Source organism: Rhodobacter sp. NSM (assembly GCF_052244495.1).
In the GTDB taxonomy this organism is placed as follows: domain Bacteria; phylum Pseudomonadota; class Alphaproteobacteria; order Rhodobacterales; family Rhodobacteraceae; genus Cereibacter_A.
This window is the reverse complement of sequence record NZ_JBQPXH010000001.1, coordinates 585,914-609,889: the sequence shown is the minus strand read 5'-3', so window position 1 is coordinate 609,889 and position 23,976 is coordinate 585,914. Positions and strand designations below refer to the sequence as shown.

22 protein-coding genes are annotated in these 23,976 nt (G+C 67.3%); 8 read left to right on the top strand and 14 right to left on the bottom strand.

Annotation, left to right across the window (positions count from 1 at the left end; translation table 11 throughout):
• Positions 1 to 61: 61 nt before the first annotated feature.
• Complete coding sequence (locus tag ACTVZP_RS02875) at positions 62 to 673, bottom strand: sugar transferase (protein WP_443210575.1); 612 nt, start codon at positions 671 to 673, stop codon at positions 62 to 64.
• 870 nt (positions 674 to 1,543) lie between these two features.
• Here ACTVZP_RS02875 and surE point away from each other — a divergent pair.
• The 3 genes from surE to ACTVZP_RS02860 all read left to right on the top strand — a co-directional run bounded on the left by surE (position 1,544) and on the right by ACTVZP_RS02860 (position 4,333).
• The gene (gene surE, locus ACTVZP_RS02870; protein ID WP_443210574.1) at positions 1,544 to 2,329 is read left to right on the top strand and encodes a 5'/3'-nucleotidase SurE; all 786 of its coding nucleotides are present in this window, start codon (positions 1,544 to 1,546) and stop codon (positions 2,327 to 2,329) included.
• A complete protein-coding gene (locus ACTVZP_RS02865; RefSeq protein ID WP_443210573.1) occupies positions 2,326 to 2,982 on the top strand; it encodes a protein-L-isoaspartate(D-aspartate) O-methyltransferase in 657 nt (218 codons plus the stop codon). The genes surE and ACTVZP_RS02865 overlap by 4 nt, the downstream gene beginning before the upstream one ends.
• A 145-nt stretch (positions 2,983 to 3,127) precedes the next feature.
• Positions 3,128 to 4,333 (top strand): peptidoglycan DD-metalloendopeptidase family protein, encoded by a 1,206-nt coding sequence (locus ACTVZP_RS02860; protein ID WP_443210572.1) that lies wholly within the window; start codon positions 3,128 to 3,130, stop codon positions 4,331 to 4,333.
• A 230-nt stretch (positions 4,334 to 4,563) separates the two neighbouring features.
• Here the strand turns inward: ACTVZP_RS02860 and ACTVZP_RS02855 are convergent, their stop codons facing one another.
• The 6 genes from ACTVZP_RS02855 to ACTVZP_RS02830 form a co-directional block, all read right to left on the bottom strand.
• Positions 4,564 to 5,400, bottom strand: a complete 837-nt coding sequence (locus ACTVZP_RS02855; protein ID WP_443210570.1) for an ATP-binding protein — start codon at positions 5,398 to 5,400, stop codon at positions 4,564 to 4,566.
• Positions 5,397 to 6,260 carry a twin-arginine translocase subunit TatC gene (gene tatC / locus ACTVZP_RS02850; RefSeq protein ID WP_443210569.1) on the bottom strand — a complete coding sequence of 288 codons (864 nt, stop codon included), beginning with the start codon at positions 6,258 to 6,260 and terminating at the stop codon, positions 5,397 to 5,399. Before tatC ends, ACTVZP_RS02855 begins: the two co-directional genes overlap by 4 nt.
• Positions 6,257 to 6,700 carry a Sec-independent protein translocase protein TatB gene (tatB, locus tag ACTVZP_RS02845; protein WP_443210568.1) on the bottom strand — a complete coding sequence of 148 codons (444 nt, stop codon included), beginning with the start codon at positions 6,698 to 6,700 and terminating at the stop codon, positions 6,257 to 6,259. Before tatB ends, tatC begins: the two co-directional genes overlap by 4 nt.
• Before the next feature lie 10 nt (positions 6,701 to 6,710).
• Complete coding sequence (gene tatA / locus ACTVZP_RS02840; RefSeq protein WP_096786107.1) at positions 6,711 to 6,923, bottom strand: twin-arginine translocase TatA/TatE family subunit; 213 nt, start codon at positions 6,921 to 6,923, stop codon at positions 6,711 to 6,713.
• A 320-nt stretch (positions 6,924 to 7,243) separates the two neighbouring features.
• Positions 7,244 to 8,338 (bottom strand): ABC transporter ATP-binding protein, encoded by a 1,095-nt coding sequence (locus ACTVZP_RS02835; protein WP_443210567.1) that lies wholly within the window; start codon positions 8,336 to 8,338, stop codon positions 7,244 to 7,246.
• A gap of 241 nt (positions 8,339 to 8,579) precedes the next feature.
• On the bottom strand, positions 8,580 to 9,359 hold the full coding sequence (locus ACTVZP_RS02830; RefSeq protein WP_443210566.1) for an SDR family oxidoreductase: 780 nt from the start codon (positions 9,357 to 9,359) through the stop codon (positions 8,580 to 8,582).
• A gap of 235 nt (positions 9,360 to 9,594) precedes the next feature.
• Between ACTVZP_RS02830 and ACTVZP_RS02825 the strand changes: the two genes are divergently transcribed.
• The 5 genes from ACTVZP_RS02825 to ACTVZP_RS02805 all read left to right on the top strand — a co-directional run bounded on the left by ACTVZP_RS02825 (position 9,595) and on the right by ACTVZP_RS02805 (position 15,184).
• Positions 9,595 to 10,599: a Hint domain-containing protein gene (locus ACTVZP_RS02825; RefSeq protein WP_443210565.1), complete on the top strand. Its 1,005-nt coding sequence runs from the start codon at positions 9,595 to 9,597 to the stop codon at positions 10,597 to 10,599.
• A gap of 130 nt (positions 10,600 to 10,729) precedes the next feature.
• Positions 10,730 to 12,334 (top strand): peptide chain release factor 3, encoded by a 1,605-nt coding sequence (locus ACTVZP_RS02820; RefSeq protein WP_443210564.1) that lies wholly within the window; start codon positions 10,730 to 10,732, stop codon positions 12,332 to 12,334.
• 35 nt (positions 12,335 to 12,369) lie between these two features.
• Positions 12,370 to 13,131, top strand: coding sequence for a hypothetical protein (locus ACTVZP_RS02815; protein ID WP_443210563.1), 762 nt, complete (start codon positions 12,370 to 12,372; stop codon positions 13,129 to 13,131).
• A 122-nt stretch (positions 13,132 to 13,253) separates the two neighbouring features.
• Positions 13,254 to 14,753 carry a DEAD/DEAH box helicase gene (locus ACTVZP_RS02810; protein ID WP_443210562.1) on the top strand — a complete coding sequence of 500 codons (1,500 nt, stop codon included), beginning with the start codon at positions 13,254 to 13,256 and terminating at the stop codon, positions 14,751 to 14,753.
• Between the two features lie 266 nt (positions 14,754 to 15,019).
• The gene (locus tag ACTVZP_RS02805; protein WP_443210561.1) at positions 15,020 to 15,184 is read left to right on the top strand and encodes a hypothetical protein; all 165 of its coding nucleotides are present in this window, start codon (positions 15,020 to 15,022) and stop codon (positions 15,182 to 15,184) included.
• Between the two features lie 67 nt (positions 15,185 to 15,251).
• Here the strand turns inward: ACTVZP_RS02805 and ACTVZP_RS02800 are convergent, their stop codons facing one another.
• The 7 genes from ACTVZP_RS02800 to nuoK are packed head-to-tail and all read right to left on the bottom strand — an operon-like array spanning position 15,252 to position 23,924.
• Entirely contained in the window at positions 15,252 to 16,925 is a 1,674-nt protein-coding gene (locus ACTVZP_RS02800; RefSeq protein ID WP_443210560.1) for a ribonuclease J, read from the bottom strand.
• A complete protein-coding gene (locus ACTVZP_RS02795) occupies positions 16,922 to 17,695 on the bottom strand; it encodes a type III pantothenate kinase (protein WP_443210559.1) in 774 nt (257 codons plus the stop codon). Before ACTVZP_RS02795 ends, ACTVZP_RS02800 begins: the two co-directional genes overlap by 4 nt.
• 10 nt (positions 17,696 to 17,705) lie before the next feature.
• Positions 17,706 to 18,461 carry a biotin--[acetyl-CoA-carboxylase] ligase gene (locus ACTVZP_RS02790; RefSeq protein WP_443210558.1) on the bottom strand — a complete coding sequence of 252 codons (756 nt, stop codon included), beginning with the start codon at positions 18,459 to 18,461 and terminating at the stop codon, positions 17,706 to 17,708.
• On the bottom strand, positions 18,451 to 19,887 hold the full coding sequence (nuoN, locus tag ACTVZP_RS02785) for an NADH-quinone oxidoreductase subunit NuoN (RefSeq protein WP_443210557.1): 1,437 nt from the start codon (positions 19,885 to 19,887) through the stop codon (positions 18,451 to 18,453). The genes ACTVZP_RS02790 and nuoN overlap by 11 nt, the downstream gene beginning before the upstream one ends.
• Before the next feature lie 10 nt (positions 19,888 to 19,897).
• Positions 19,898 to 21,439 (bottom strand): NADH-quinone oxidoreductase subunit M, encoded by a 1,542-nt coding sequence (locus tag ACTVZP_RS02780; RefSeq protein WP_443210556.1) that lies wholly within the window; start codon positions 21,437 to 21,439, stop codon positions 19,898 to 19,900.
• The gene (gene nuoL, locus ACTVZP_RS02775; RefSeq protein WP_443210555.1) at positions 21,439 to 23,613 is read right to left on the bottom strand and encodes an NADH-quinone oxidoreductase subunit L; all 2,175 of its coding nucleotides are present in this window, start codon (positions 23,611 to 23,613) and stop codon (positions 21,439 to 21,441) included. Before nuoL ends, ACTVZP_RS02780 begins: the two co-directional genes overlap by 1 nt.
• Positions 23,614 to 23,618: 5 nt before the next feature.
• Positions 23,619 to 23,924 (bottom strand): NADH-quinone oxidoreductase subunit NuoK, encoded by a 306-nt coding sequence (nuoK, locus tag ACTVZP_RS02770; protein ID WP_002719678.1) that lies wholly within the window; start codon positions 23,922 to 23,924, stop codon positions 23,619 to 23,621.
• Positions 23,925 to 23,976 lie beyond the last annotated feature (52 nt).

Sequence of the window (23,976 nt, the reverse complement as noted above, 5' to 3'; positions counted from 1 at the left end):
TCAAAATGAATGCGCGGCGGACCCTCCGCCGCGGCCTCTGGACCGGATTCGGATGCCTGGCTCAGCAGGAGCCGCGGGACCGGAGCACTGCCGGCACGGTACGCAGGATGATCGCCACGTCGGCAAGCACGTTCCAGCGCATGACGTAGTACCGGTCGAGCAGGACACGCTGCTTGTAGCTCAGGTCGCTGCGCCCGCTCACCTGCCACATTCCGGTGAGACCGGGACGGGTCCGGAGGTAGTGGCCCGCCGAGCCACGGTAGCGGCGAAGCTCGGCCACGACAACCGGACGCGGGCCGACGACGCTCATCTCACCCGAAAGGATGTTGAAAAGCTGCGGCAGCTCGTCGATCGACAACATCCGGATGACCGCGCCGATCGGCGTGACGCGCGGATCCTTGCGCAGCTTGCGGTCGCGGTCCCATTCGCGCTGCGCGTCGGGATTCGCCCTCAGATGACGCTCGAGAACCACGTCCCCGTCCACGACCATCGAGCGGAACTTCCAGCACCGGAAGGTGCGGCCGCCGAAGCCCACGCGCTGGTGGCCGTAGAAGATCGGGCCGTTGCTGCCGAACCAGATGATCAGCGCCACGCCGATCATCAGCGGAGCAAGAGCGATCAGCGCCGTCACCGCAATCACGATGTCGATCATGCGTTTGAGCAGACCACCCACGGGACCCGACACCTGTTCGAGCGAGCGGGGCAGAGAGGAAAGATAGAGGTGATCCGGACTGACATGATCCGGCGTCAAAGAGGATTGCGGATTGAATTCCATGAAACACCTGTTGCTTTTGAGCGTCGCCACTCAGGCACGAGCCGACTTTAATCCAGAAAATGCTGAGTCATGTCGCGCCAAGTCTTCCGGGTTGATTATTGTCCAAATGAGAACAGAAATTTTCCTCGCTTTCGCCAAAGTGTCAAGGCATGCCCATTTTCCGGGCGGTTTCTTGATCGCGTCTGTGCGGATTCTCGCTGCACCCGCGAAGAGAGGGCTATCCTTATCAAAGTGGTCACCGGGGTCCGCCTTTCGGCCAGGGGCGATTCTTGTCGAACTCCCAGTCACTGTGATCCTCAACGATTCTAGGCATTTTTCAAGATGAAGAATGGTTCAACGACCTGCGCCGAAGTCATTCAAGAACTTGCAACCCAAAGAAGTAATGACAACCCCCTTCGGTAGCAATAATGCTGCGGGCGCAGCCTGGCGGACGAGGGATCGACCTCCGAGGTCAGGCATTGCTCCTAAGGAAGCGTCGGACGCAAGGGGGCACGTCTCCCGCAGGCGGAGGACCGCCGCCCGAGAAATCGGGTGAATCCTGCGGCAGCGCAGCATGAATGGGGTAGTCCTTGATCAAGGGTTGAGCAGGCAGACGGACCCGTGCGCGGCCCGTCATCCGCGCTACAACCCGCCCGGTCGCGATCTGTTCCGATGCGGGACCCGGGCGGTGAGGACACAGCGCGGAGGCCGCGCGCCGGGCCCGGCGGCGCGCCGCTTTACCCTCGGCGCCCGCTCGTCTAAGCAGATGATCGGAAAAGAGAGAGCTTCATGCGGATCCTGATCACGAACGACGACGGCATCAACGCCCCCGGCCTCGAGGTGCTCGAGCAGATCGCGCTGGAGCTTGCAGGGCCGGAGGGCGAGGTCTGGACGGTGGCCCCGGCCTTCGAGCAGTCGGGCGTCTCCCACGCGATCAGCTACACCCATCCGATGATGATCGCAAAGCTCGGCCCGCGCCGCTTCGCCGCCGAAGGCAGCCCGGCAGATTGCGTGCTCGCCGCGATCTACGACGTCCTGCAGGGTGCGCGGCCGGACCTCGTGCTGTCGGGCGTGAACCGCGGCAACAACTCGGCCGAGAACGTCCTCTACTCCGGCACGGTGGGCGGCGCCCTGGAGGCGGCCCTGCAGGGCCTGCCCGCCATCGCCCTTTCGCAGTTCCTCGGTCCCGACACCGAGGGGCTCGCGGATCCGTTCGAATGCGCCCGCGCCCATGGTGCGCGGATCCTGCGGCTCCTGCTCGAGCGCGGACTGTGGGACGACGGCGACTACCGCCTGTTCTACAACGTGAACTTCCCCCCGAAGCCGGCGGCCGGGCTTCGCGGCCACCGGGTCGCGGCGCAGGGCTTCCGGCGCAACACCTCCTTCGGGGTCGAGCCGCACATGTCGCCCTCGGGTCGGCGCTTCCTGTGGATCCGCGGCGGCGCGCAGCAGAGCCCGACCCTGCCCGGCACCGATGCCGCGGTGAATCTCGACGGCTTCGTCTCCATCACGCCCATGCGCGCCGATCTCACCGCGCATGACAGGCTGGCCGAACTCGAGGCCCAGATCGGATGACCGGGCCCGCGGAGGAGGATCCGGCCGAACGCAAGATGCGGTTCCTTTTCGCCGTCCGATCGCGCGGTGTGACCGATGCCCGTGTGCTGGCCGCGATGGAGCGCATCGACCGCGGCGCCTTCGTCCGCGGCATCTTCTCGGACCGCGCCTACGAGGACATGCCGCTTCCCATCGCCTGCGGCCAGACCATCAGCCAGCCATCGGTCGTGGGCCTCATGAGCCAGGCCCTCGCCGTCAACCCGCGCGACAAGGTGCTCGAGGTTGGCACCGGCTCGGGCTACCAGGCCGCCGTGCTGAGCCACCTCGCCCGTCGCATCTACACCGTCGACCGCCACCGCCGCCTCGTGCGAGAGGCGACCGAGGTCTTCCATCGTCTGGGGCTGACCAACATCACGGCCCTCGCAGCCGATGGCAGCTTCGGCCTGCCGGAACAGGCGCCCTTCGACCGGATCCTCGTCACGGCCGCGGCAGAGGATCCCCCCGGCCCCCTGTTGGCACAATTGAAGATCGGCGGTATCATGGTCGTGCCGGTCGGCCAGACCGATGCGGTGCAGAACCTGATCAAGGTCACCCGGCTCGAACAGGGCTACGACTACGAGGAGCTCCGGCCGGTTCGCTTCGTGCCGCTGGTCGAGGGGATCGGGTCCGACTGACAGGCGACAGGGCGGGCACGCCCGTCGCCACACAGGCGCTACGGGAGAGCCCGCCTCGCCCGCGTCCGACAAGAGGCTCCGGAGCGCAATCCGGGCGACTGACAAGCTTCGGGATCAACCCGGACCGCAAGACGAGAGGCAGAGCATGTTCCACCGTCCCCCGCTCGCGCGTGCCCTGTGCATGACGGCCACGCTGGCGATCCTGGCCGCTTGCAACACGTCGCAACTCGACTGGGACCTGCGCGGCCGTCCCGGCGCGCTGAACACCTCGGACGCGGCCCGCGCGGCGACGGCGCCCCGGCCCCGGCCCGATGAGCGCGGGATCATCTCCTATCCGAATTACCAGGTGGCCGTGGCGCGGCAGGGCGACACGATCGCCTCTCTGTCCGGCAGGCTCGGCCTCGATGCGGCGCAGGTGGCGAGCTACAACGCGTTGTCGCCTCAGAACGAACTGCGTCCGGGCGAGGTCGTGGCCCTTCCGCAGCGCGTGGCGGCCGCACCCGCCATGGCCCCGTCGCCGGTGATGGCGGCACCTGCCGCCGTTCCGCCCGGCGGGGTGGACGTGACGGCTATCGCCACGACCGCCCTCGACCGCGCGGGCAGCACGGCGCCTGCACCGGTCACGACGGCCGCTCCGGCGCCCGCCGCCGCGCCGCGCGCCGCGGACGAACCGGCGCGCCACCGCGTCGTGCGCGGAGAGACCGCCTATTCCATCGCACGCAGCTACAATGTCTCGGCGAAGGCGCTGGCCGACTGGAACGGCCTCGGCCCCGACCTGGGCATCCGCGAGGGCCAGTATCTGATCATTCCCACGGCCGCGGCCGCGCCTCCCTCGCCGACCCCGAACGTGACGGCCGTGACGGTGCCGGGTGCCGGCTCGCCCACGCCCACGCCGCCATCGGCCGCCAAGCCCCTGCCCGCCGAATCGACCACGCCCGCCTCGAAGCCGGCAAACCAGCCTGCCTCGCCCGATCTCGGCGCGCAAAGGACCTCTGCTTCGGCCTCGCGGCTGGGCTTCCCGGTGCAAGGCAAGATCATCCGCGGCTACGTGAAGAAGAAGAACGACGGGATCGACATCTCCGCGGCCGTGGGCACGCAGGTCGCGGCGGCCGCGGACGGCACGGTGGCGGCGATCACTCAGGATACCGACCAGGTGCCGATCCTCGTGATCCGCCATCCGGACAATCTTCTGACGGTCTATGCCAATATCGACGGGATCAAGGTCGCCAAGGGCACCTCGGTCAAGCGCGGCCAGCCGATCGCGGTGGTGCGCGCAGCCGATCCGCCCTTCGTGCATTTCGAGGTTCGCAAAGGCTTCGAGAGCGTCGATCCGATGCCCTACCTGCAGTAGATATACCTGCCCCAATCAACAGGTTACGACGCGAAGCAGCCACGGAACACGAAGTTCCCGGCTGCTTCTTGATTTTCGATCCAAGCGCATGGACATGCCTCGCCCCGAGGCCGGACTCCTGCGCTTGAGGGCGATTTCCGCACCGACCCCACGGGACAAGCGCCAGCAGGCACGGCAGGCGCCATGCCTGAACCATCAGCCCAGAAGGTGAAGACTTTCAGACCACTGGATCAGAGCGCGATGCCGTGGCGTGCCGCAAGGTCGGTAAAGAACTGCCAGGCGACGCGGCCAGATCGTGCGCCGCGGGTGGCCTGCCATTCGATGGCCTCGGCGCGGAGCGTCTCCTCGGCGATCGAAAGCCCGTGAGCGTCACAGTATCCGCGGATCATTTCCAGGTATTCATCCTGCGAACAGGGATGGAACCCCAGCCAGAGCCCGAACCGGTCCGAGAGAGAGACCTTCTCCTCCACCGCCTCGGAGGGGCTGATCGCGGTCGAGCGCTCGTTCTCGATCATGTCGCGCGGCATGAGGTGCCGGCGGTTCGACGTGGCGTAGAGAATGACATTCTCGGGCCGCCCCTCGATCCCGCCATCCAGAACCGCCTTCAGCGACTTGTAGTGCTGGTCATCGTGGCTGAACGAGAGATCGTCGCAGAACAGGATGAAACGGAAGGAGGCGCCGCGCAGGTGCTTCAGCAGCCGCTGCACGGAGGGCAGATCCTCGCGGCTCAGCTCGACGATCTTGAGCGGCAGGCCGTCTTCCACGACCTTGGCGTGAATGGCCTTGACGAGGCTCGACTTGCCCATCCCCCGCGCGCCCCAGAGCAGCGCGTTGTTGGCCGGCAGGCCGCGGGCGAAATGTTCGGTGTTGGCCCGAAGGATGTCCCGTGCGCGGTTGACCCCCACGAGAAGCGAGAGATCCACCCGCGACACCCGCTCCACCGGCTCGAGCCGGTCCGGCGCCGTGTGCCAGGCGAAGGCGTCCGCCGCGCCGAAATCCGGCACCGGCATCGGCGGCGGGCTCATCCGTTCGAGCGCCGCGGCAATCCGCGCAAGCGGGTCGCTCATGCCGCGCCGTCCTCTTCCTCGTCCTCGAACCACAGGCCCTGTGCCCGCAGTTCGGCCTCGCGCTTCCGCTCGATCCGCTTGATGAGGAAGATCGAGATCTCATAGAGCGGATAGACCGCGCCAAAGAGGATCATCTGGGACATCATGTCGGGCGGGGTCACCAGCGCGGCGACCAGCAGGATCAGCACGATCGCGTATTTGCGCATCGAGCCGAGCCCGTGCGAGGTCACGAGACCCGCCTTGCCCATCAGCGTCAGAAGGACCGGAAGCTGGAAACAGAGGCCGAAGGCCAGGATGAAGTTCGAGGTGAGAGCGAGATACTGCTCCATCGAGCCCTGGAACACGACCCCCGCGAGGGGCAGGCTGCCGTCCTCGCGCACAGTGCCCGGCTGCTCGGTCATGAACTGCTGGAAGCCGAGGAAGAAGTCGAACGCGATGGGCAGCACGACGTAGAAGGCGAAAAGGCCGCCGAGCAGGAACATGATCGGCGAGGCCACGAGGAACGGCAGGAAGGCCGCCTTCTCGTTGCGGTAGAGACCGGGCGCCACGAAGCGCCACATCTGCCAGGCGATGATCGGGAAGGACAGCGCGATGCCGCCCATGACCGAGATGCGGATCGCGACGAAGAAGCCTTCCTGCAGCTTGATCAGCACCAGCCCGCAATCCTGGCCACGCGCGATCAGCGCATCGCAGATCGGATGGGTGAGGAAGTTGAAGATCGGGTTCCACACCATGAACGAGGCGAGCATCGCCACCACGAAGGCGGCGAGCGAGATCAGGATGCGGTTTCTGAGTTCGGCCAGGTGCTCGATCAGCGGGGCACTGGAACCGTCGATATCGTCTTTGGTGTCGCGGCTCATTCGTCACTCTTGCGATCGGCCGGCGCGGAAGCCGCGGGTGCCTGCGAAGGCGGCGCGGCCGGCGCCGCGGCGGGAGGAGCCGTCACGGCAGCGGCGCCAGGGCCCTGCTGCGCCTGAGCCGTCGGACTGGCGCCCGAGGCGGATCCGGGCTGCGACGGCTTCATCGGATCCCACTTCTCGAACCGGTCGGCCGCTTCCTTCATCGCGTCGAGGCCCATGCTGCGCGGCGAGGTCACGTTCTTGACGTCCTTCACCACATCTTTCACGCCGGTCTCGTCCGCAGCCGCCTCCATCGCGCGCTGAAACTCGCGTGCCATGTTGCGGGCCTTGGCCGTCACCCGTCCAAGGGTGCGGAACATCTCGGGCAGGTCCTTGGGCCCCACCACGATCAGCGCCACCACGCCGATGACGAGCAGCTCGCTCCAGCCGATGTCGAACATCGGGTGCCGATCAGACCTTGTCGCGATCGGCGGCGGGCGTCACGTCGCGCGTCGTCTCGGGGCGGTTCTCGATTTCGGCGGTCTCTTCCTTGATGCCCTTCTTGAAGGCATTGATCCCCTTGCCAACCTCGCCCATGAGCGAGCTCACCTTGCCGCGCCCGAACAGCACGAGCACCACCACCGCAATGAGCAGCAGGCCGGGCAAACCGATATTGTTGAGCATCTCGCGTCTCCTGGAGCCGACATGCGGCCTCGCTTCGTCACTGACCCCATTTATTGGTTCGCGACCCCGGATCAAAGACCCTTTCGCAGCGCCTCCGCGTTTTTTGTTCTGCTGCTTGCGCTGGAACAAGCTTGCCGTCGGGCCTGGGAGCGCGATTGCGCCACGCCCTTGCATCTCGCGTGGCAGCTGAGGTTTTCCTACCAGGTGGCTGAGCAAAATTGAAAAATTTCCCAAGGCCAGCATCCACGACCCCGCCGAAAAGCAGGCAAGGCGTATGGCCGCCGCTCCGCGCGCCCGTGCGGATGGCGGAGGGAAGTCCGTCAGCGCCGCGCCGGAAACACGAAGCAGCGGTCGCGGCGGATCATCAGCCAGAGCGGGGTGCCGGGCCTCGGCAGGAACACGTTCGGCACGGACGTGGTCAGGCGGGAGCCGTCGCTGTCCATGACGAAATCCACGAGGCTCTCGCGGCCGAGGAACCGCGCCCGCACGACCCTCCCCCGCGCGGCCGTGCCCTCCGCGGGCGTGGGATTGGGGCCGCGCCCGTTGCGGTCGAAGTCGATCTTCAGGTGCTGCGGGCGGATCACGATCTCGACCTCGGCCCCGTCCGCATGCCCCGGCGTCAGGAACTCGCCAAAGGGTGTCCGCGTCAGTGCCCCCCGCGACGTCCCCCGGATCACGTTGACGTCCGAAAAGAAGGCCGCCGCCGCCCGGTCCACCGGCGAGTTGTAGACGTTGTAGGGAGAGCCGCGCTGCACGATCCGCCCCGCCCGCATCAACAGGATCTCGTCCGCCATGCGCAATGCCTCGTCGGGCTCGTGGGTCACGAGAAGGACCGCCGCGCCTTCCTCCTTCAGGATCTCGAGGGTCGTGTCACGGATCCCGTCGCGGAGGCGGTTGTCGAGACCCGAGAAGGGCTCGTCCATCAGCATCACGCGCGGCCGCGGCGCGAGCGCACGGGCCAGGGCCACCCGCTGTTGCTCGCCCCCCGAAAGCTGGTGGGGATGCTTGTCGCCGTAGCCCACGAGATTGACCCGCTCGAGGAGTTCCGCGACCCGACGCATCCGTGCCTCGCGGCTGTCCCTGAGGCCGAAGGCCACGTTCTGCGCCACCGTCAGATGCGGGAAGAGCGCGAAATCCTGGAACATCAGCCCGACCGACCGCGCCTCGGGCGGCAGGAATGACGCCGCATCCGAAACCGTCTGGCCGTCGAAGGCAATGCGGCCCTTGTCCGGACGCTCGACGCCCGCGATCATGCGCAGAGTCGTCGACTTGCCGCAGCCGGAGGGGCCGAGGAGGCAGGCGACCTGCCCCGCCGCCACATCGAGCGAGACGTCGTCGACGACGGGAACGGTTCCGAAGGCGCGCGTCAGATGCTCGACCGTGAGGCGCGTGGGACTGGCGGGAGACTGGGGCACGCTCTATCCGACTGTTTCTATCAGGCACTTCTGGCCGCTTTCGTCGCCGGATTCAAGCCGGAGATCCTGCCCGGCAATCGCCCACGGCACCGCATGGGCACTCGCCGCCGCTCGCCCTTCGGAAAAGGCCCGCTTTTCCGCACGTCCTGCCGAGCGGGGGATCCGAGGCGGACAGCACCCGCCGCGACCACGGACTTCCATCCGGGCGGGCCCGTTCCCCGGGGCTTTGGCGATTGCGGGCTCAGACCGTGAGGTTGGTCCCGCCGCCGTCCACCAGCAGGTTCTGCCCGACGATGAAGCGCGCCTGCTCCGAGCAGAGGAAGGCGCAGGCCGCGCCGAAGTCCTCCGGACGGCCGTAGCGGCGGGTCGGGATCGTCGCCTCGCGCTGCGCGCGCGCCGCGTCGCGGCCGATGCCCTGTGCCTCCATCACGCCCCGGTCGAGCGCCTCGGCCCGGTCGGTATCGTGGATGCCCGGCAGCAGGTTGTTGATGCAGACGCCGTGCTGCGCCACCTGCCGGGACGTGCCCGCGACGTAGCCCGTCAGTCCCGCGCGCGCCGAGTTGGAGAGGCCGAGCGCAGGGATCGGCGCCCGCACCGACTGCGAGGTGATGTTGACCACCCGGCCCCAGCCGCGCTCGATCATCCCCGGCAGCAAGGCGGTCATGAGCGCGATGGGCGTCAGCATGTTGGCGTCGAGTGCCCGGATGAAGTCGTCTCGCGACCAGTCCGACCACAGGCCGGGCGGCGGCCCGCCCGCGTTGGTCACGAGGATGTCGACCTCACCGGCGGCTTCCAGCACGCGGGCGCGTCCCTCCTCCGAGACGATGTCGGCGACGACGGTGGTGATGCGCGTGCCGTGGCGCCTGCGCAGATCCTCGGCCGCGGCGTCCAGCGCCTCCGCACCCCGCGCATTCATCACCAGATCGACCCCGGCCTCGGCCAGCGCCGACGCGCAGCCGAGACCCAGGCCCTTCGACGAGGCGCAGACCAGCGCCCGGCGGCCACGGATACCCAGATCCATTGCATCTCTCCTCTGCATGCTGCAGACCGCATTAGCAGCCATGCGCGTTGCCGGAAACCCGTCCCGGCCGGCGGCGCGGCCGGGGCAAAACGGGCCGACGACCGGCAAACCCTTGCCATCCGGACAGATTGACCCCTCTGGAACGATTTGCTAACCGCGTTCGTGCTTGTTTGGAGCCTTCGCGGACACATCTTTTCCGCACACATGCCCAATGACGAGGATCAGCCCGCACCTCATGGCCGAAGCACCCCTCAGCGCCTCGTTGCCCGGCCGCGCCGTCCAGCTCTTCCGGGCCGAGGACATCTTCGTGAGCTCGGGGGCCAACCTGCATGACGGCCTCGGGGGTCCCGACCAGGTGTGTCTCGGCGACAGCTACGAGCTCGACGCCATGGCCCGGCCGCTGCGGCTCGAGGTCGTGCCCTCGGCCGCGGGCGGGCTGGAAGTGGCGGAGGCCTCGGACGTCGGGCATGCGGGCGAAGAGGTGCTGCTCGCCTGCCGCTACCGGCTGATGACACCCGACGGTGACTCGGTGGAACTGCTGCTGGTTCGCGTGGGAAGTGCGGGGCTGCACGTGCTGCCCCTCGCCCCGCTCGGCGCCCGGATCGAATACATGCTGGTCAAGATCGAGGACGCGCCCGAGCCCGAGGCGCTGGCCGATCTGCTCTGCGTCTCCTTCGCCCATGGCACGATGATCTCGATGGCCGACGGCAGCCAGCGCCCGATCGAGAGCCTGCGCTGCGGCGACCGCGTTCTCACCCGGGATCATGGCGCACAGCCGATCCGCTGGATCGGAAATGCGACTCTGCGCGCGGTCGGGGCCTTCGCGCCGGTCGTGATCACGCGCGACGTGCTCGGCAACATGGGCGATCTCGTCGTCAGCCAGCACCACCGCATCTTTCTCTACTATCGCCGCAGGCGCGAGGAACTGCCGACGGCCGAGGTCCTCGTGCAGGCGCGTCACCTCGTCAACGGCGACAGCGTCTACCTGCGCGAGGGCGGTTTCATCGACTATTTCTCGCTCGTCTTCGACCGGCACGAGATCGTCTATGCCGAGGGCGTGCCCGCCGAGAGCCTGATGGTGAACGAGGCGACGGTCTCGCGCCTGCCGACCGATCTCGCCGAGGAGGTGAAGGCCCGCTTTCCCAACCTCTCGCAGCATCAGCATGTGGGCACCGAAGCCTCGCGTCAGCTCATCGACCGCATCGGAACGCCGCCCTTGCGCCGCGACGGCGGCCTCTGACCGACCCTCAGTGGCCTCGCCTCCGGGCCGGGCCGTCCCCTTCCCGTGCAGGAGGGCATGCAACGACTGCGACAGCACGGGTCCGAGGACGCGCTTTCCAAGACGCGGGGCACAGGCTATATCGCGGCCCATGCTGGACCAGTCGAACCGCCCCGCCCTGCCCCCCGAAATCGCCCGACGCCGGACCTTCGCGATCATCTCGCATCCGGACGCCGGCAAGACGACTCTGACCGAGAAGTTCCTGCTCTTCGGCGGCGCGATCCAGATGGCGGGGCAGGTCCGCGCCAAGGGCGAGGCGCGGCGCACGCGCTCGGACTTCATGGCGCTGGAAAAGGAGCGCGGGATCTCGGTCTCGGCCTCGGCCATGAGCTTCGACTTCAGCCGGTGGCGCTTCAATCTGGTGGACACGCCCGGCCACTCGGACTTCTCCGAGGACACCTACCGCACGCTCACGGCGGTCGATGCGGCCATCATGGTGATCGACGGCGCGAAGGGCGTGGAAAGCCAGACGCGCAAGCTCTTCGAGGTCTGCCGCCTGCGCGACCTGCCGATCCTGACCTTCTGCAACAAGATGGACCGGGAAAGCCGCGACACATTCGAGATCATCGACGAGATCCAGTCCAACCTCGCCATCGACGTGGCCCCCGCCTCCTGGCCCATCGGCATGGGGCGCGAGTTCCTCGGCTGCTACGACATCCTGCACGACCGGTTGGAGCTGATGGACCGCGCCGACCGCAACCGCGTGGCGGAGTCGATCAAGATCGAGGGGCTCGACGATCCGAAGCTCGCCCAGCATGTCCCGGCGGAGCAGCTCGCCAAGCTGCGCGAGGACCTCGAGATGGCGCGCGAGCTTCTGCCCGCCTTCGACCGGCAGAGCTTCCTAGAGGGGCATCTGACGCCGATCTGGTTCGGCTCTGCGATCAACTCCTTCGGCGTGAAGGAGCTGATGACCGGCATGGGCGAGTTCGGCCCCGAGCCGCAGATCCAGAAGGCGGCCGAGCGCGGCATCGCGCCCGAGGAGACGCCGGTGACGGGCTTCGTCTTCAAGGTGCAGGCCAACATGGACCCCAAGCACCGCGACCGCGTGGCCTTCGTCCGCCTCGCCTCGGGCCATTTCGAGCGGGGGATGAAGCTTCTGCACGTCCGCTCGAAGAAGCCCATGGCGGTGACGAGCCCGGTCCTGTTCCTCGCCGCCGACCGCGAACTCGCCGAGGAGGCCTGGGCGGGCGACATCATCGGCATCCCCAACCACGGCCAGCTTCGCATCGGCGACGCGCTGACCGAAGGCGAGGCGCTGCGCTTCACCGGCATCCCCTCCTTCGCGCCCGAGCTTCTGCAGGGCGTGCGGGCGGGCGATCCGATGAAGGCCAAGCATCTGGAAAAGGCGCTGATGCAGTTCGCCGAGGAAGGCGCCGCCAAGGTCTTCAAGCCGATGATCGGCTCGGGCTTCATCGTGGGCGTGGTGGGCGCGCTGCAATTCGATGTGCTCGCAAGCCGGATCGAGCTGGAATATTCGCTGCCCGTCCGCTTCGAGGGCTCGCAGTTCACCTCGGCGCGCTGGGTGTCGGGCCCGAAGGCCGAGGTCGAGAAATTCGTCAACGTGAACAAGGGCCACATCGCCCATGACCACGACGGCGACCTCGTCTATCTCACGCGGCTGCAATGGGACATCGACCGGGTGAGCCGCGACTATCCGGAGGTGCGTCTTACGGCGACAAAGGAGATGATGGTCTGACGGGGGGCCCGATCTGGAGCGGCGGTGCCGGCGAGGTGATCGGCCGATGGCGCCGCCGGCGCGCGCCGCTCGACTTCGCCGCGGGAGAGAGCCTGCCGTTCGAGGCGGATCTTGCCCTCCTCGCCAGCCGTCCGGCGCCCGAGGTTCCGGCGCCCGGTCCGGGTGCCTCGACCCATGCGGTGAAGCGGGCCGATGTCGCGCGCGAGACAACGGGTCTCAGCGAACTGGCCTTCCTGAACGCGCTTTGCATCGCCCATCTGAGGAAAAGCCGCCAGCCCGAGGGCACGGCCCGGCTGTTCCGCCGGATCTGGATCGAGCAGGGCCCGGCCCTGCTGGCCGAGCTTCCGACGCGCTGGCTCGTGTCCTCGCTCATCACCTTCGGCGACCACGGCGCCAACGAGGGCGAGCGCCGGCTCGGCGTGCAGATGGGTGTGCTCTTCGGGCTCATGAAGCTCTACGAGACCGAGCGGACCTATTCGGGCCTGCCGCCCGACCGGCCCTTCCCCCTCGGCCGCCGGGCGCGTGTCGCCCTGCCGATGGGCCTGCCGGGCTTTTCCATGGCGACTGGCGGGCTCGACGTGAACCTTCTCGCGCCCCTCTGGCTCGAGGCCGAGGAGGTGCCGGTCGCAGGACCGATCGCGCTCGCGCTCCTCGACAGGCTGAACCACGATCCCGGCACGCTCTTCCGCCGGCTCGAAAGCATGCGGCAGGAGTTGAGCGCCCGCCGGTCGCGCCGCGGCAAGTCAAAAGACCCTCTTCCGCCCCCGGAGGAGAAGGAAACGAAGCCCGAACCTTGACCGCGTGGTGGATTTGGGCTAAGGCGCGCGGAGGCCATGAGGGCCGAAAGACGCCGGGACGCCCGGACCATCAGCGTCCCCTTGAGTACCATGCGGTCCGATACCGCATTGACAGGATGCTAATGACCAAGTTTTCCGACCTCGCGCTGGATCCCCGCGTGCTGAAGGCCGTGCAGGAAGCCGGCTACGAAACGCCCACTCCGATCCAGGCGCAGGCCATACCGCATGCGCTCGAAGGCAAGGACGTGCTGGGCATCGCGCAGACCGGCACCGGCAAGACCGCAAGCTTCACGCTGCCGATGATCACGATCCTCGGCAAGGGCCGTGCCCGCGCGCGCATGCCGCGCAGCCTCGTGCTCTGCCCGACGCGCGAACTGGCGGCCCAGGTGGCCGAGAACTTCGACATCTACGCCAAGCACTCCAAGCTCTCGAAGGCGCTGCTGATCGGCGGCGTCTCCTTCACCGAGCAGGACAAGCTGATCGATCGCGGCGTGGACGTGCTGATCGCCACCCCCGGCCGGCTCCTCGACCATTTCGAGCGCGGCAAGCTCCTTCTGACCGGCGTGCAGATCATGGTGGTGGATGAAGCCGACCGGATGCTCGACATGGGCTTCATCCCGGATATCGAGCGGATCTTCTCGCTGACGCCCTTCACGCGCCAGACGCTGTTCTACTCGGCCACCATGGCGCCCGAGATCGAGCGCATCACCAACACCTTCCTCACCGGCGCGGTGAAAATCGAGGTGGCGCGGCAGGCCACGACCTCCGAGACGATCGAGCAGAAGCTCATCCAGATCACCCCCACCCGGAAGGAGCGCAGCTTCGCCGACAAGCGCGCCGTCCTGCGTGCGCTGATCCGCGCCGAGGGCGAGGCCTGCACCAACGCGATCATCTTCTGCAACCGGAAGATGGACGTGGACGTGGTGGCCAAATCGCTGAAGCAGCATGGTTTCAATGCCTCACCGATCCATGGCGACCTCGACCAGTCGCAGCGCACGAAGACGCTCGACGGTTTCCGCGACGGCACGCTGCACCTGCTCGTGGCCTCGGACGTGGCGGCGCGCGGGCTCGACATTCCGGCGGTGAGCCACGTGTTCAACTTCGACGTGCCCACCCACCCCGAGGATTATGTCCACCGCATCGGCCGGACCGGCCGCGCGGGTCGCAAGGGCAAGGCCTACACGATCGCCGTGCCCTCGGACGAAAAGCATGTGATCGCGATCGAAAGCCTTGTGAAGCAGCCGATCCCGCGGGGCGAGATGCCCGAAGGCTTCAGCCTCGAGGACAGGCCCGACCGCCCGGACCGCGAGAGCCCGCGCGGCGAGCGCGGCGACCGCAAGCGCCGGGGACGAGACCGCGACCGCCGCGAGGAGCCGCCGCGTGTCGAGGCCGTCGAGCCCGCCGCGCCGGAGCCGCGCGAGGAGCGCAGCCCGCGGCGGGAAGAGCGCCGCGACGACCGCAACCGCAGGGACCGCGACCGCGACCGCCGAGAGGATCGGGTCGTGGGCATGGGCGATCATGTCCCGGACTTCCTGCTGCGAAGCTTCCGCATCCCGGCCCTTCAGTCCGCAGAGGACGAGGACGCGACCGAAGAGGCGCTGGCCGAGCAGGGCGGATCCTGAGCCCGGCGGCGTAACCTGCGGTCCGCATCGCCGCAGCCTCTTCCGAAGGTTCCTCCGGCCGGATCCTGAAGCCATTGCGACGGCTGCCTCAGGTCATGCTGCGACCGGGGCTTGGCGCCTCGGCCGCCTCGCGGCTCTGGGGCGGCCCTGCCGTCTTCTCCACCCGGAAGCGACACGGGTTCGCCGAGTTGCTCCGCACGGGCCGAGGAAACGAAAAAGGCACTTTGCGCGTTGAGGTTCATCCTCACGCCAAGAAAGGTGCTGCCATGATCCGCCTGACGTCCGTCCTGCCCCTCGCGGGCCTCCTGATGCTCGCCGCCTGCGGCGACAATGACACCGAGCGCGCCGCCACCGGCGCGGTGGGCGGGGCCGTCGTCGCCGGCCCGCCGGGTGCGCTGGTCGGAGGTGCCGCCGGCACGCTCGTCGACTGACCCCTGCCCAGAAGTGCAGAGGCCGGCGGATCGCCGGCCTCTCTTGCCTTGAATGTGGCGACCGATGTCAGCCTTCCATCAGACGGCTCACGACGACGGTCACCTCCGGCTTCTTGCCGATCTCTTCCATCGAGACCTGACGGACCAGCCTGCGGATGGCCTCATCCAGCTTGTCGTCGTTGCGCAGCACCTTGGCACCCGCACGACCGAGGAAGTCCGAGAGTTCCTCCTCCATCGTCTCCGACAGTGCCTTGCCGGTCCGGCCCTGCTCCGGCAGGCCCATGAGTTCGACCCAGGCGTCGCCCAGCGGCTCGTCCTGTTCGTCGAGGATCACGGTCGTCAGGACATGGCCGTTCAGCGCCATCCGGATCCGGTCGCGAACCACGCCGTCGCGTGCGCCGATCAGCACCGAGCCGTCGAGATAGGTGCGTCCCGTGTCGATGTATTCGGCGACCTGCAACCCGCGCGTCAGGTCGACCATCATCCCGTTGGTGATCACGTCCGAGGTGATCCCCTTGGCCGAGGCGATCCGCGCATGTTCGCGCAGGTGGCGGTGCTCGCCGTGCATCGGCACCAGCATCTCGGGCCAGAGCAGCGTGTGCACCTGCTCGAGATCGGGACGGTTCGCGTGGCCCGACACATGGTAGAGCCCGCCGGCATCGTCCATCACGTCGACGCCCATCTCGGAAAAGGCGTTCACGACCCGCAGCACGCCGCGCTCGTTGCCCGGGATCGTCTTCGAGGAGAACAGGAAGAGATCGCCCTCCTTCATCTCGAGCCCGAGGTACTTGCCGCGCGCGAGCTGCGCCGAGGCCGCCCGGCGCTCGCCCTGGCTGCCTGTCACGATCAGCATGAGGTTCTGCCGCGGGATTTCGGCCGCTTCCTCGGGGCTGACGACGGCGGGGAAGCCGGACAGGACGCCGCTTTCCTGCGCCGCCTGAACCATGCGCCGCATCGCGCGGCCGAGCAGGCAGATGGACCGGTCGGCCGCGGCCGCCGCCTCGGCCAGCGTCTTCAGCCGCGCCACGTTCGAGGCGAAGGTCGTGGCCACCACCATGCCCCGCGCACCGGCGATCAGCGTGCGGAGCGGCTCGGCCAGCGTCGCCTCGGACCGGCCGGGATGAAGAGAGAAGACGTTGGTCGAGTCGCACATCAGCGCCTTGACCGGCCGCTCGGCCGAGATGGCGCGGAAGGTCTCGTCGGCCCATGCCTCGCCCACCACCGGCGACCGGTCGAGCTTGAAATCGCCCGAATGGACGATCCGCCCGGCGGGCGTGTCGATCACGAGGGCCGAGCTTTCCGGGATCGAATGCGAGACCGGGACGAACTGGACCTCGAAGGGGCCGGCCTCGACCACCTCGGGACGGGCGCCCACGATGGTGATCCGGTCGGCCGGCAGGCCATGCTCCTCGAACTTCAGCCGGCCGATGGTGCCGGTGAAGCGGCGGGCATAGACCGGCGCCTTCAGGCGCGGCCAGAGATGGCCGAGCGCGCCAATGTGATCCTCGTGCGCATGGGTGATGAAGATCGCCTCGATCCGGTCCTGCCGCTCCTCGAGCCAGGAGATGTCGGCCATGATGAGATCGACGCCGGGCGTCGTGTCCATGTCGGGGAAGGTCACTCCCAGATCCACGACGATCAGGCGCTCCTTGCCCTCGGGCCCGTAGCCATAGACGTAGCAGTTCATCCCGATCTCGCCCGCTCCTCCGAGCGGAAGGTAGATCAGCCGGTTAGTACTCATTCCGTGTCCTTGTTGTACTGGTGGATCAGGACAAGACCCTGCATGGTCAGATCGTCCTCCACCTTGTCGAAGAGATCGAATCCCTGGTCGAATAAGGGTGCCAGGCCCCCTGTTGCGATGACCTTCATCGGGGCGTGCCGCTCGAGCCGGATCTGGCGAACGATGCCCTCGACGAGGCCGATGTAGCCCCAATACACGCCGGACTGGATGCAGGCCACTGTATTCGTCCCGATGGCCTGCGGGGGTCTCGTGACGTCGACATGCGGCAGCGCCGCCGCCGCCATGTGCAGCGCCTCGAGGCTGAGGTTGACGCCCGGCGCGATGACACCGCCGATGTAGGCGCCGTCCGCGTCCACCACGTCGAAGGTGGTGGCGGTGCCGAAGTCCACCACGATCAGATTGCCGCCGTGGAAGTGGAAGCCTGCCACCGTGTTGACCAGCCGGTCCGGTCCCACCGTCGTGCCCTGGTCCACGCGCGGCGCCACGGGCAGGCGGCATTCCGGCTTGCCGACCACCAGCGGGCGGCAGTCGTAGTAGCGGTTGCAGAGCACGCGGAGATTGAACACCACCCGCGGCACCGTCGAGGAGATGACCGCCTCCGAGATCCGGGCGTGAATTCCGGTAAGGCTCATCAGCGTCGAGAGCCAGACGTGGTACTCGTCCGCGGTCCGCTTGTGATCGGTGGCGATGCGCCAGGTGGCGAGGAACTGCGTGCCGTCCCAGATCGAGAAGACCGTGTTCGTGTTGCCGCAGTCGATCGCCAGAAGCATCGCTTCTCCCTCAGAAAAACACCTCGGCCGCCGGGATCGCCACGCGGCCGTCCCGCGTCTTCAACACCAAAGCGCCCTGGGCGTCCACAGTCTCGAAGATCCCTTCGCGAACCTCGCGACCCGAGCGCGCCCGGATCATCTCGCCAAGCCGGGCGGCATGGGCCAGCCAGGCCGTCCGGATGGGGCCGAAGCCGAGGCGGGTGAAGCTCTCCTCGCGACGGGCATAGGCCGGGGCGAGCGCATCGAGGAAGGCCTCGGGCGTGACGCGGAGACCCGTCTCGGCGAGAAGGCTCACCGGCGGCACGGCGCCGGGCTCGACTGCGGAGGCATCCGGCGCGCCGATCAGGTTCACGCCGATGCCGATCGCCAGATGCTGCACGCGCCCGCCCTGTCCGAGGCTCTCCAGCAGGATGCCGGCGAGCTTGCCGCCGTTCAGCAACACGTCGTTGGGCCATTTCAGCGCGAAGGCCTCGGGCAGACCCGTGAGCGACACGCAGGCGTCGCGCAGCGCAAGGGCGGCCACGAAGGACCGCAGCGCCACCACCTCGGGCGGCTCGGTCGGATGCAGGAGATGGGTCGCGTATAAATTGCCGCGCGGCGAGGTCCAGGGACGGCCACGCCGGCCCCGTCCCGCCGTCTGCTCGCCGGCGAGGATCCAGGCCGGGCCGCTCAGGCTGGATGCGAGGCGAGCCGCCACGGCATTGGTGGAATCGACCGTCTCGAGGGCGTGGCGCGCCACGCCCTCCGGCCAGGGATCAGCGGACAAGCGTCTCGGCCGCCACCGCGGCAAGCGGTTCCAGACCGAACAAGTTGATCACGCCGAGCACGTTGATGGCGGCGGCCCCCATGAGCATGGTCCATTGCACCCCGTCCATCCGGCTCTCGACCGGGTCCGAGTCCTTGCCGAAATACATGTAGTAGACGATGCGCATGTAGTAGTAGGCGCCGATCACGGCTGCGAGCACCGTCAGCACCGCAAGCCAGGCCATCCCGGCGCTGACCGCCGCCTTCAGCACGTAGAACTTGGCGAAGAAGCCGACGAACGGCGGCACGCCGGCCAGGCTGAACATCAGGATCAGCACGGCGAGCGCCTTCAACGGCTCGCGTCGGGCGAACATGTTCAGGCTGTCGATGCTGGTCACCGGCCGGCCGTCCTTCTCCATCGACAGGATGAAGGCGAAGGTGCCCACGTTCATCGTGACGTAGATCGCCATGTAGAGCAGCATCGCCTGCACGCCCGCCGCCGTTCCCGCGGCGAGGCCAACCAGGGCATATCCCATGTGGCCGATCGAGGAATAGGCCATCAGGCGCTTGATGTCGCGCTGGCCGATGGCCGCGACGGAGCCGAGGAACATCGAGGCCACGGCGAGCGCGGCCAGCACCTGCCGCCAGTCGCCCGGGATGCCGCCGAAGGCATCGTGTACCGTGCGGGCGATGAGCGCGATGGCCGCCACCTTGGGCGCGGTCGAGAAGAAGGCCGTGACCGGCGTCGGAGAACCCTCGTAGACGTCCGGCGTCCACATGTGGAAGGGCGCGGCCGAGACCTTGAAGGCGAGACCCGACAGCATGAAGACGAGGCCGAACAGCAGCCCCAGCGGCACGCCCTCGTTCACCGTGGCGAGGATGCCCGAGAAGAGCGTCGTGCCTGCATAGCCATAGACGAGAGAGGCGCCGTAGAGGAGGAGGCCCGACGACAGCGCGCCGAGGACGAAGTACTTCAGCCCCGCCTCGGTCGACTTGACGGAGTCGCGCCGCAGCGAGGCCACGACATAGAGCGCGAGGCTCTGGAGTTCGAGCCCCATGTAGAGCGAGATCAGGTCCCCGGACGAGACCATCATCATCATGCCGGTGACCGACAGGGCCACGAGGATCGGGAACTCGAACCGGCCGAGGTCGCGGCGCTGCATGTAATCCTGCCCGAGCAGCAGGACGGCGGCGGCCGAAGCGAGGATCGTCACCTTGGCGAAGCGCGAGAACGGGTCCTCGATGAAGAGGCCGCCGAAGGCCGCGCGGGCCCCCGAGCCGCCGAAGCCGATCCAGACGGCGAGAAGCAGCATCAGCCCCGCCATCAGCCAGGTCATCAGCGGCGTCGTGCGGTCCTTGCCGCCGTAGACGCCGGCCATGAGCGCCACCATGGCCGCTCCGGCAAGCACCACCTCGGGAAGGACGGTCGAGAAATCAGCGGAGGTCATCGTTCGTCCCTCATTCCATGGCCAGCCGCGTGCCTGCCTCGAAGGCGGCGGCCGCGGCCTGGTAGTCGCTCGTCAGGCGGGCCACCGAAGGCCCGATGATGTCTGTGACAAGGCTCGGATAGACGCCGAGCAGCAGCGTCATGGCCACGAGCGGAGCGAAGATCGCCTTCTCGCGCCGGTCCATGTCGCTGATGGTGCGCAGCGCCTCCTTCACGAGCTCTCCGAACACCACCCGGCGGTAGAGCCAGAGGCCGTAGGCCGCCGAGAGGATCACGCCGGTCGTGGCCACCATCGCCACCCAGGTGTTGACCTGGAAGATGCCGACCAGGGTCAGGAACTCGCCGATGAAGCCCGAGGTGCCTGGCAGGCCCACGTTAGCCATCGTGAAGAACATGAAGATCAGCGCATAGGCCGGCATCCGGTTCACGAGGCCGCCATAGGCGTCGATCTCGCGCGTGTGCATCCGGTCGTAGATCACGCCCACGCAGAGGAACAGCGCGCCCGAGATGAAGCCGTGGCTGAGCATCTGGAAGATCGCGCCGTCCACGCCCTGCTGGTTCGCGGCGAAGATCCCCATGGTGACGTAGCCCATGTGCGCGACCGAGGAATAGGCGATCAGCTTCTTCATGTCCGACTGCGCCAGCGCCACCAGCGAGGTGTAGACGATGGCGATGGCGGACATCCAGAAGACGAGCGGCGAGAGGATCTCGGACCCCGCCGGGAACATGGGCAGCGAGAAGCGCAGGAAGCCGTAGCCGCCCATCTTCAGCAGGATTGCCGCCAGCACCACCGAGCCCGCAGTCGGCGCCTGCACGTGCGCGTCGGGAAGCCAGGTGTGGACCGGCCACATCGGCATCTTCACGGCGAAGCTTGCGAAGAAGGCCAGGAACAGCAGCGTCTGGAGGCCGCCCACGATCTGGAATCCCGCAAGCGAGATCGTGCCCGACGAGAATTCGTGCGTGAGCAACGTCGGGATGTCGGTCGTGCCCGCGTCGAAATACATCGCGATCATCGCGATCAGCATCAGGACCGAGCCGAGGAAGGTGTAGAGGAAGAACTTGAAGGCCGCGTAGATCCGCTCCTTGCCGCCCCAGATCCCGATGATCAGGAACATCGGAATGAGCCCCGCCTCGAAGAAAAGGTAAAAGAGCACGAGGTCGAGCGCACAGAACACGCCCAGCATCAGCGTCTCGAGGATCAGGAAGGCGATCATGTATTCCTTCACCCGCGTCTCGACCTCCCAAGCCGAGGCGATGGTGAGCGGCATGAGGAAGGTCGTCAGCAGCACGAAGAGGATCGAGATCCCGTCCACGCCCATCTTGTACTTCAGCCCCGCGATCCAGTCGTAGGTCTCGACGAACTGGAAGCCGGTGTCCTGCGGATCGAACCCCGCCAGCAGGAAGAGCGACACGAGGAAGGTCGCCGAGGTGGCCAGCAGCGCCAGCCACTTCGCGTTCCGCTGCGCGGCCGCGTCCTCGCCCCGCAGGAACAGCGCCATGATCAGCGCCGCCACCAGCGGGATGAAGGTGATGATCGACAGCAGGTTTTCCATCAGTGCGCGCCCCCCGTGAGCGTCATCCAGGTAATGAGGATCGCGATGCCGAGGAACATGGCGAAGGCGTAGTGGAAGATGTAGCCGGACTGGATACGCCCGGCCATGCGGGTCAGCGCCGGGATGATCCCGAGAGCGAGCCCGTTGATCGCGCCGTCGATCACCGACCCGTCGCCACGCTTCCAGAGGAAGCGGCCGAGGAACCGGGCCGGGCGCACGAAGATCACGTCGTAGAGCTCGTCGAAGTACCACTTGTTCAGCAGGAACAGGTAGAGCGGGCGCTGGTTCTTCGCGAGCGCCGCCGGCAGGGCAGGTTTCGCGATGTAGAAGAGCCAGGCCATGCCGAGGCCGAGCAGCATCGCCACGAAGGGCGAGACCTTGACCCAGACCGGCGCATGGTGCGCCTCGTCCATGACGTGGTTCTCAGGCCCCATGTAGATCGCCCCGATCGGCCCGAGCGCCGCGGCTTCGGCATGGGCCTCCTCCTCGGCCGCCGTCGGTGCCTCGCCGGCACCGGCGAGATTGCCGGCCTCGGGCAGCGCCTCGTCGGCCGTCACGGTTGCCTGGGCTTCCGTCCCCTCCGCCTCGGCCGCGCCATGTTCGGCCGCAGCCTCGGCATGGGACTCACCCTCTTCCGAGGCTTCGGCGTGGTGGGGCATGCCGAACCAGCTCGCCACCTTCTCGTGGTCGCCGAAGAACGAGTTGTACCAGATCATCCCGGCGAAGGTCGCCCCGAGCGCCAGCACCCCGAGCGGGATCGTCATGCTCGACGGGCTCTCATGCGCGTGGTCATAGGCGTGATGGTCGCCGCGCGGGCTGCCGAAGAAGGTCAGGAAGATCAGCCGCCAGGAATAGAAGCTGGTAAAGCAGGCGGCGACGACCAGAAGCCAGAAGGCGTAGGACGAGCCGACGAAGGCGCTCTCGATGATCGCGTCCTTCGACAGGAAGCCTGCGAAGCCGATGTGGGTCAGCGGTATGCCGACGCCGGTGATGGCGAAGGTGCCGATCATCATGGCCCAGAAGGTCAGCGGGATCTTCTTCCGCAGCCCACCGTAATTCCGCATGTCCTGCTCGTGGTGCATGGCATGGATGACCGAACCCGCGCCGAGGAAGAGCATCGCCTTGAAGAAGGCATGGGTGAAGAGGTGGAACATGGCCGCCGAATAGACGCCCACGCCCGCCGCCACGAACATGTAGCCGAGCTGCGAGCAGGTCGAATAGGCGATCACGCGCTTGATGTCGTTCTGCACGAGGCCCACCGTCGCCGCGAAGAAGGCGGTGGTGGCGCCGACGACCACGATCATGGTCTTGGCATCGGGGGCAAATTCGTAGAGCGGCGACATGCGACAGACGAGGAAGACGCCCGCCGTCACCATGGTGGCCGCGTGGATCAGCGCCGAGACCGGCGTCGGACCCTCCATCGCGTCGGGCAGCCACGTGTGGAGGCCCAGCTGTGCCGATTTGCCCATCGCGCCGATGAAGAGCAGCACCCCGATCAGGTTCGCGGCATTCCACTCGGTCCACAGGAAGGTGACGTTCGTCTGCGCAAGCTGCGGCCCGGCCGCAAAGACATCATCGAAGCGGATCGAATCCACCAGGAAGAACAGCGCCATGATGCCGAGGGCAAAGCCGAAGTCGCCCACCCGGTTCACCACGAAGGCCTTGATCGCCGCGGCATTGGCGGAGGGTTTCCGGTAGTAGAAGCCGATCAGCAGGTAGGAGGCGACGCCCACGCCTTCCCAGCCGAAGAACATCTGGACGAGGTTGTCCGACGTCACCAGCGTGAGCATGGCGAAGGTGAAGAACGAGAGATAGGCGAAGAAGCGCGCCTTGTAGTGCTCGTGGTGGTTCCAGTTGTCGTCATGCGCCATGTAGCCGAAGGAATACAGGTGCACGAGCGCCGAGACCGTATTCACCACGACCAGCATGATAGCGGTCAGCCGGTCGATGCGGATCGCCCATTCGGTCGAGAGCGAGCCGCTCTCGATCCAGCGCATCAGCACGACCTGATACATCTCGCCGTCGAAGCCGAGGAAGATTATCCACGAGAGCAGGGCCGCGAGGAAGACGAGCGCGGTCGCGATGACCTGCCCCGCCCGCTCGCCGATGAGGCGCCAGCCAAAGCCGCAGATCAGCGCGCCGATGAGCGGCGCCAGAAGGATGATCGTTGCCATGTGCCTCAGCCCTTCATCACGTTGACGTCTTCGACGTCGATGGTGCCGCGGTTCCGGAAGAAGGTGACGAGGATCGCGAGCCCGATGGCGGCCTCGGCCGCGGCCACGGTCAGCACGAAGAGCGTGAACACCTGCCCTGTCAGGTCGCCGAGGAAGCTCGAGAAGGCCACGAGGTTGATGTTCACCGCGAGCAGCATGAGCTCGATGGACATCAGGATCACGATCACGTTCTTCCGGTTGAGGAAGATGCCGAAGATCCCGATCACCAGCAGCGCGGCCGATACCGTCAGATAATGCTCAAGTCCCACCATTCTCGTCCCTCCGGCTCACCGCCCGTCTTTTCCCTTGCCGGTGGCCGGCCCA

Bases quoted from the DNA above. Each gene is read 5' to 3' on its own strand.
- tatA (WP_096786107.1), bottom strand. From the start codon at position 6,923: ATGCTCAACAATATCGGTTTGCCCGGCCTGCTGCTCATTGCGGTGGTG.
- tatC (WP_443210569.1), bottom strand. From the start codon at position 6,260: ATGAGCCGCGACACCAAAGACGATATCGACGGTTCCAGTGCCCCGCTG.
- ACTVZP_RS02780 (WP_443210556.1), bottom strand. From the start codon at position 21,439: ATGGAAAACCTGCTGTCGATCATCACCTTCATCCCGCTGGTGGCGGCG.
- ACTVZP_RS02825 (WP_443210565.1), top strand. From the start codon at position 9,595: ATGGCCGAAGCACCCCTCAGCGCCTCGTTGCCCGGCCGCGCCGTCCAG.
- ACTVZP_RS02860 (WP_443210572.1), top strand. From the start codon at position 3,128: ATGTTCCACCGTCCCCCGCTCGCGCGTGCCCTGTGCATGACGGCCACG.
- nuoL (WP_443210555.1), bottom strand. From the start codon at position 23,613: ATGGCAACGATCATCCTTCTGGCGCCGCTCATCGGCGCGCTGATCTGC.
- nuoN (WP_443210557.1), bottom strand. From the start codon at position 19,887: ATGACCTCCGCTGATTTCTCGACCGTCCTTCCCGAGGTGGTGCTTGCC.
- ACTVZP_RS02855 (WP_443210570.1), bottom strand. From the start codon at position 5,400: ATGAGCGACCCGCTTGCGCGGATTGCCGCGGCGCTCGAACGGATGAGC.
- ACTVZP_RS02795 (WP_443210559.1), bottom strand. From the start codon at position 17,695: ATGCTTCTGGCGATCGACTGCGGCAACACGAACACGGTCTTCTCGATC.
- ACTVZP_RS02830 (WP_443210566.1), bottom strand. From the start codon at position 9,359: ATGGATCTGGGTATCCGTGGCCGCCGGGCGCTGGTCTGCGCCTCGTCG.
- tatB (WP_443210568.1), bottom strand. From the start codon at position 6,700: ATGTTCGACATCGGCTGGAGCGAGCTGCTCGTCATCGGCGTGGTGGCG.
- ACTVZP_RS02820 (WP_443210564.1), top strand. From the start codon at position 10,730: ATGCTGGACCAGTCGAACCGCCCCGCCCTGCCCCCCGAAATCGCCCGA.
- nuoK (WP_002719678.1), bottom strand. From the start codon at position 23,924: ATGGTGGGACTTGAGCATTATCTGACGGTATCGGCCGCGCTGCTGGTG.
- surE (WP_443210574.1), top strand. From the start codon at position 1,544: ATGCGGATCCTGATCACGAACGACGACGGCATCAACGCCCCCGGCCTC.
- ACTVZP_RS02805 (WP_443210561.1), top strand. From the start codon at position 15,020: ATGATCCGCCTGACGTCCGTCCTGCCCCTCGCGGGCCTCCTGATGCTC.
- ACTVZP_RS02810 (WP_443210562.1), top strand. From the start codon at position 13,254: ATGACCAAGTTTTCCGACCTCGCGCTGGATCCCCGCGTGCTGAAGGCC.
- ACTVZP_RS02800 (WP_443210560.1), bottom strand. From the start codon at position 16,925: ATGAGTACTAACCGGCTGATCTACCTTCCGCTCGGAGGAGCGGGCGAG.
- ACTVZP_RS02865 (WP_443210573.1), top strand. From the start codon at position 2,326: ATGACCGGGCCCGCGGAGGAGGATCCGGCCGAACGCAAGATGCGGTTC.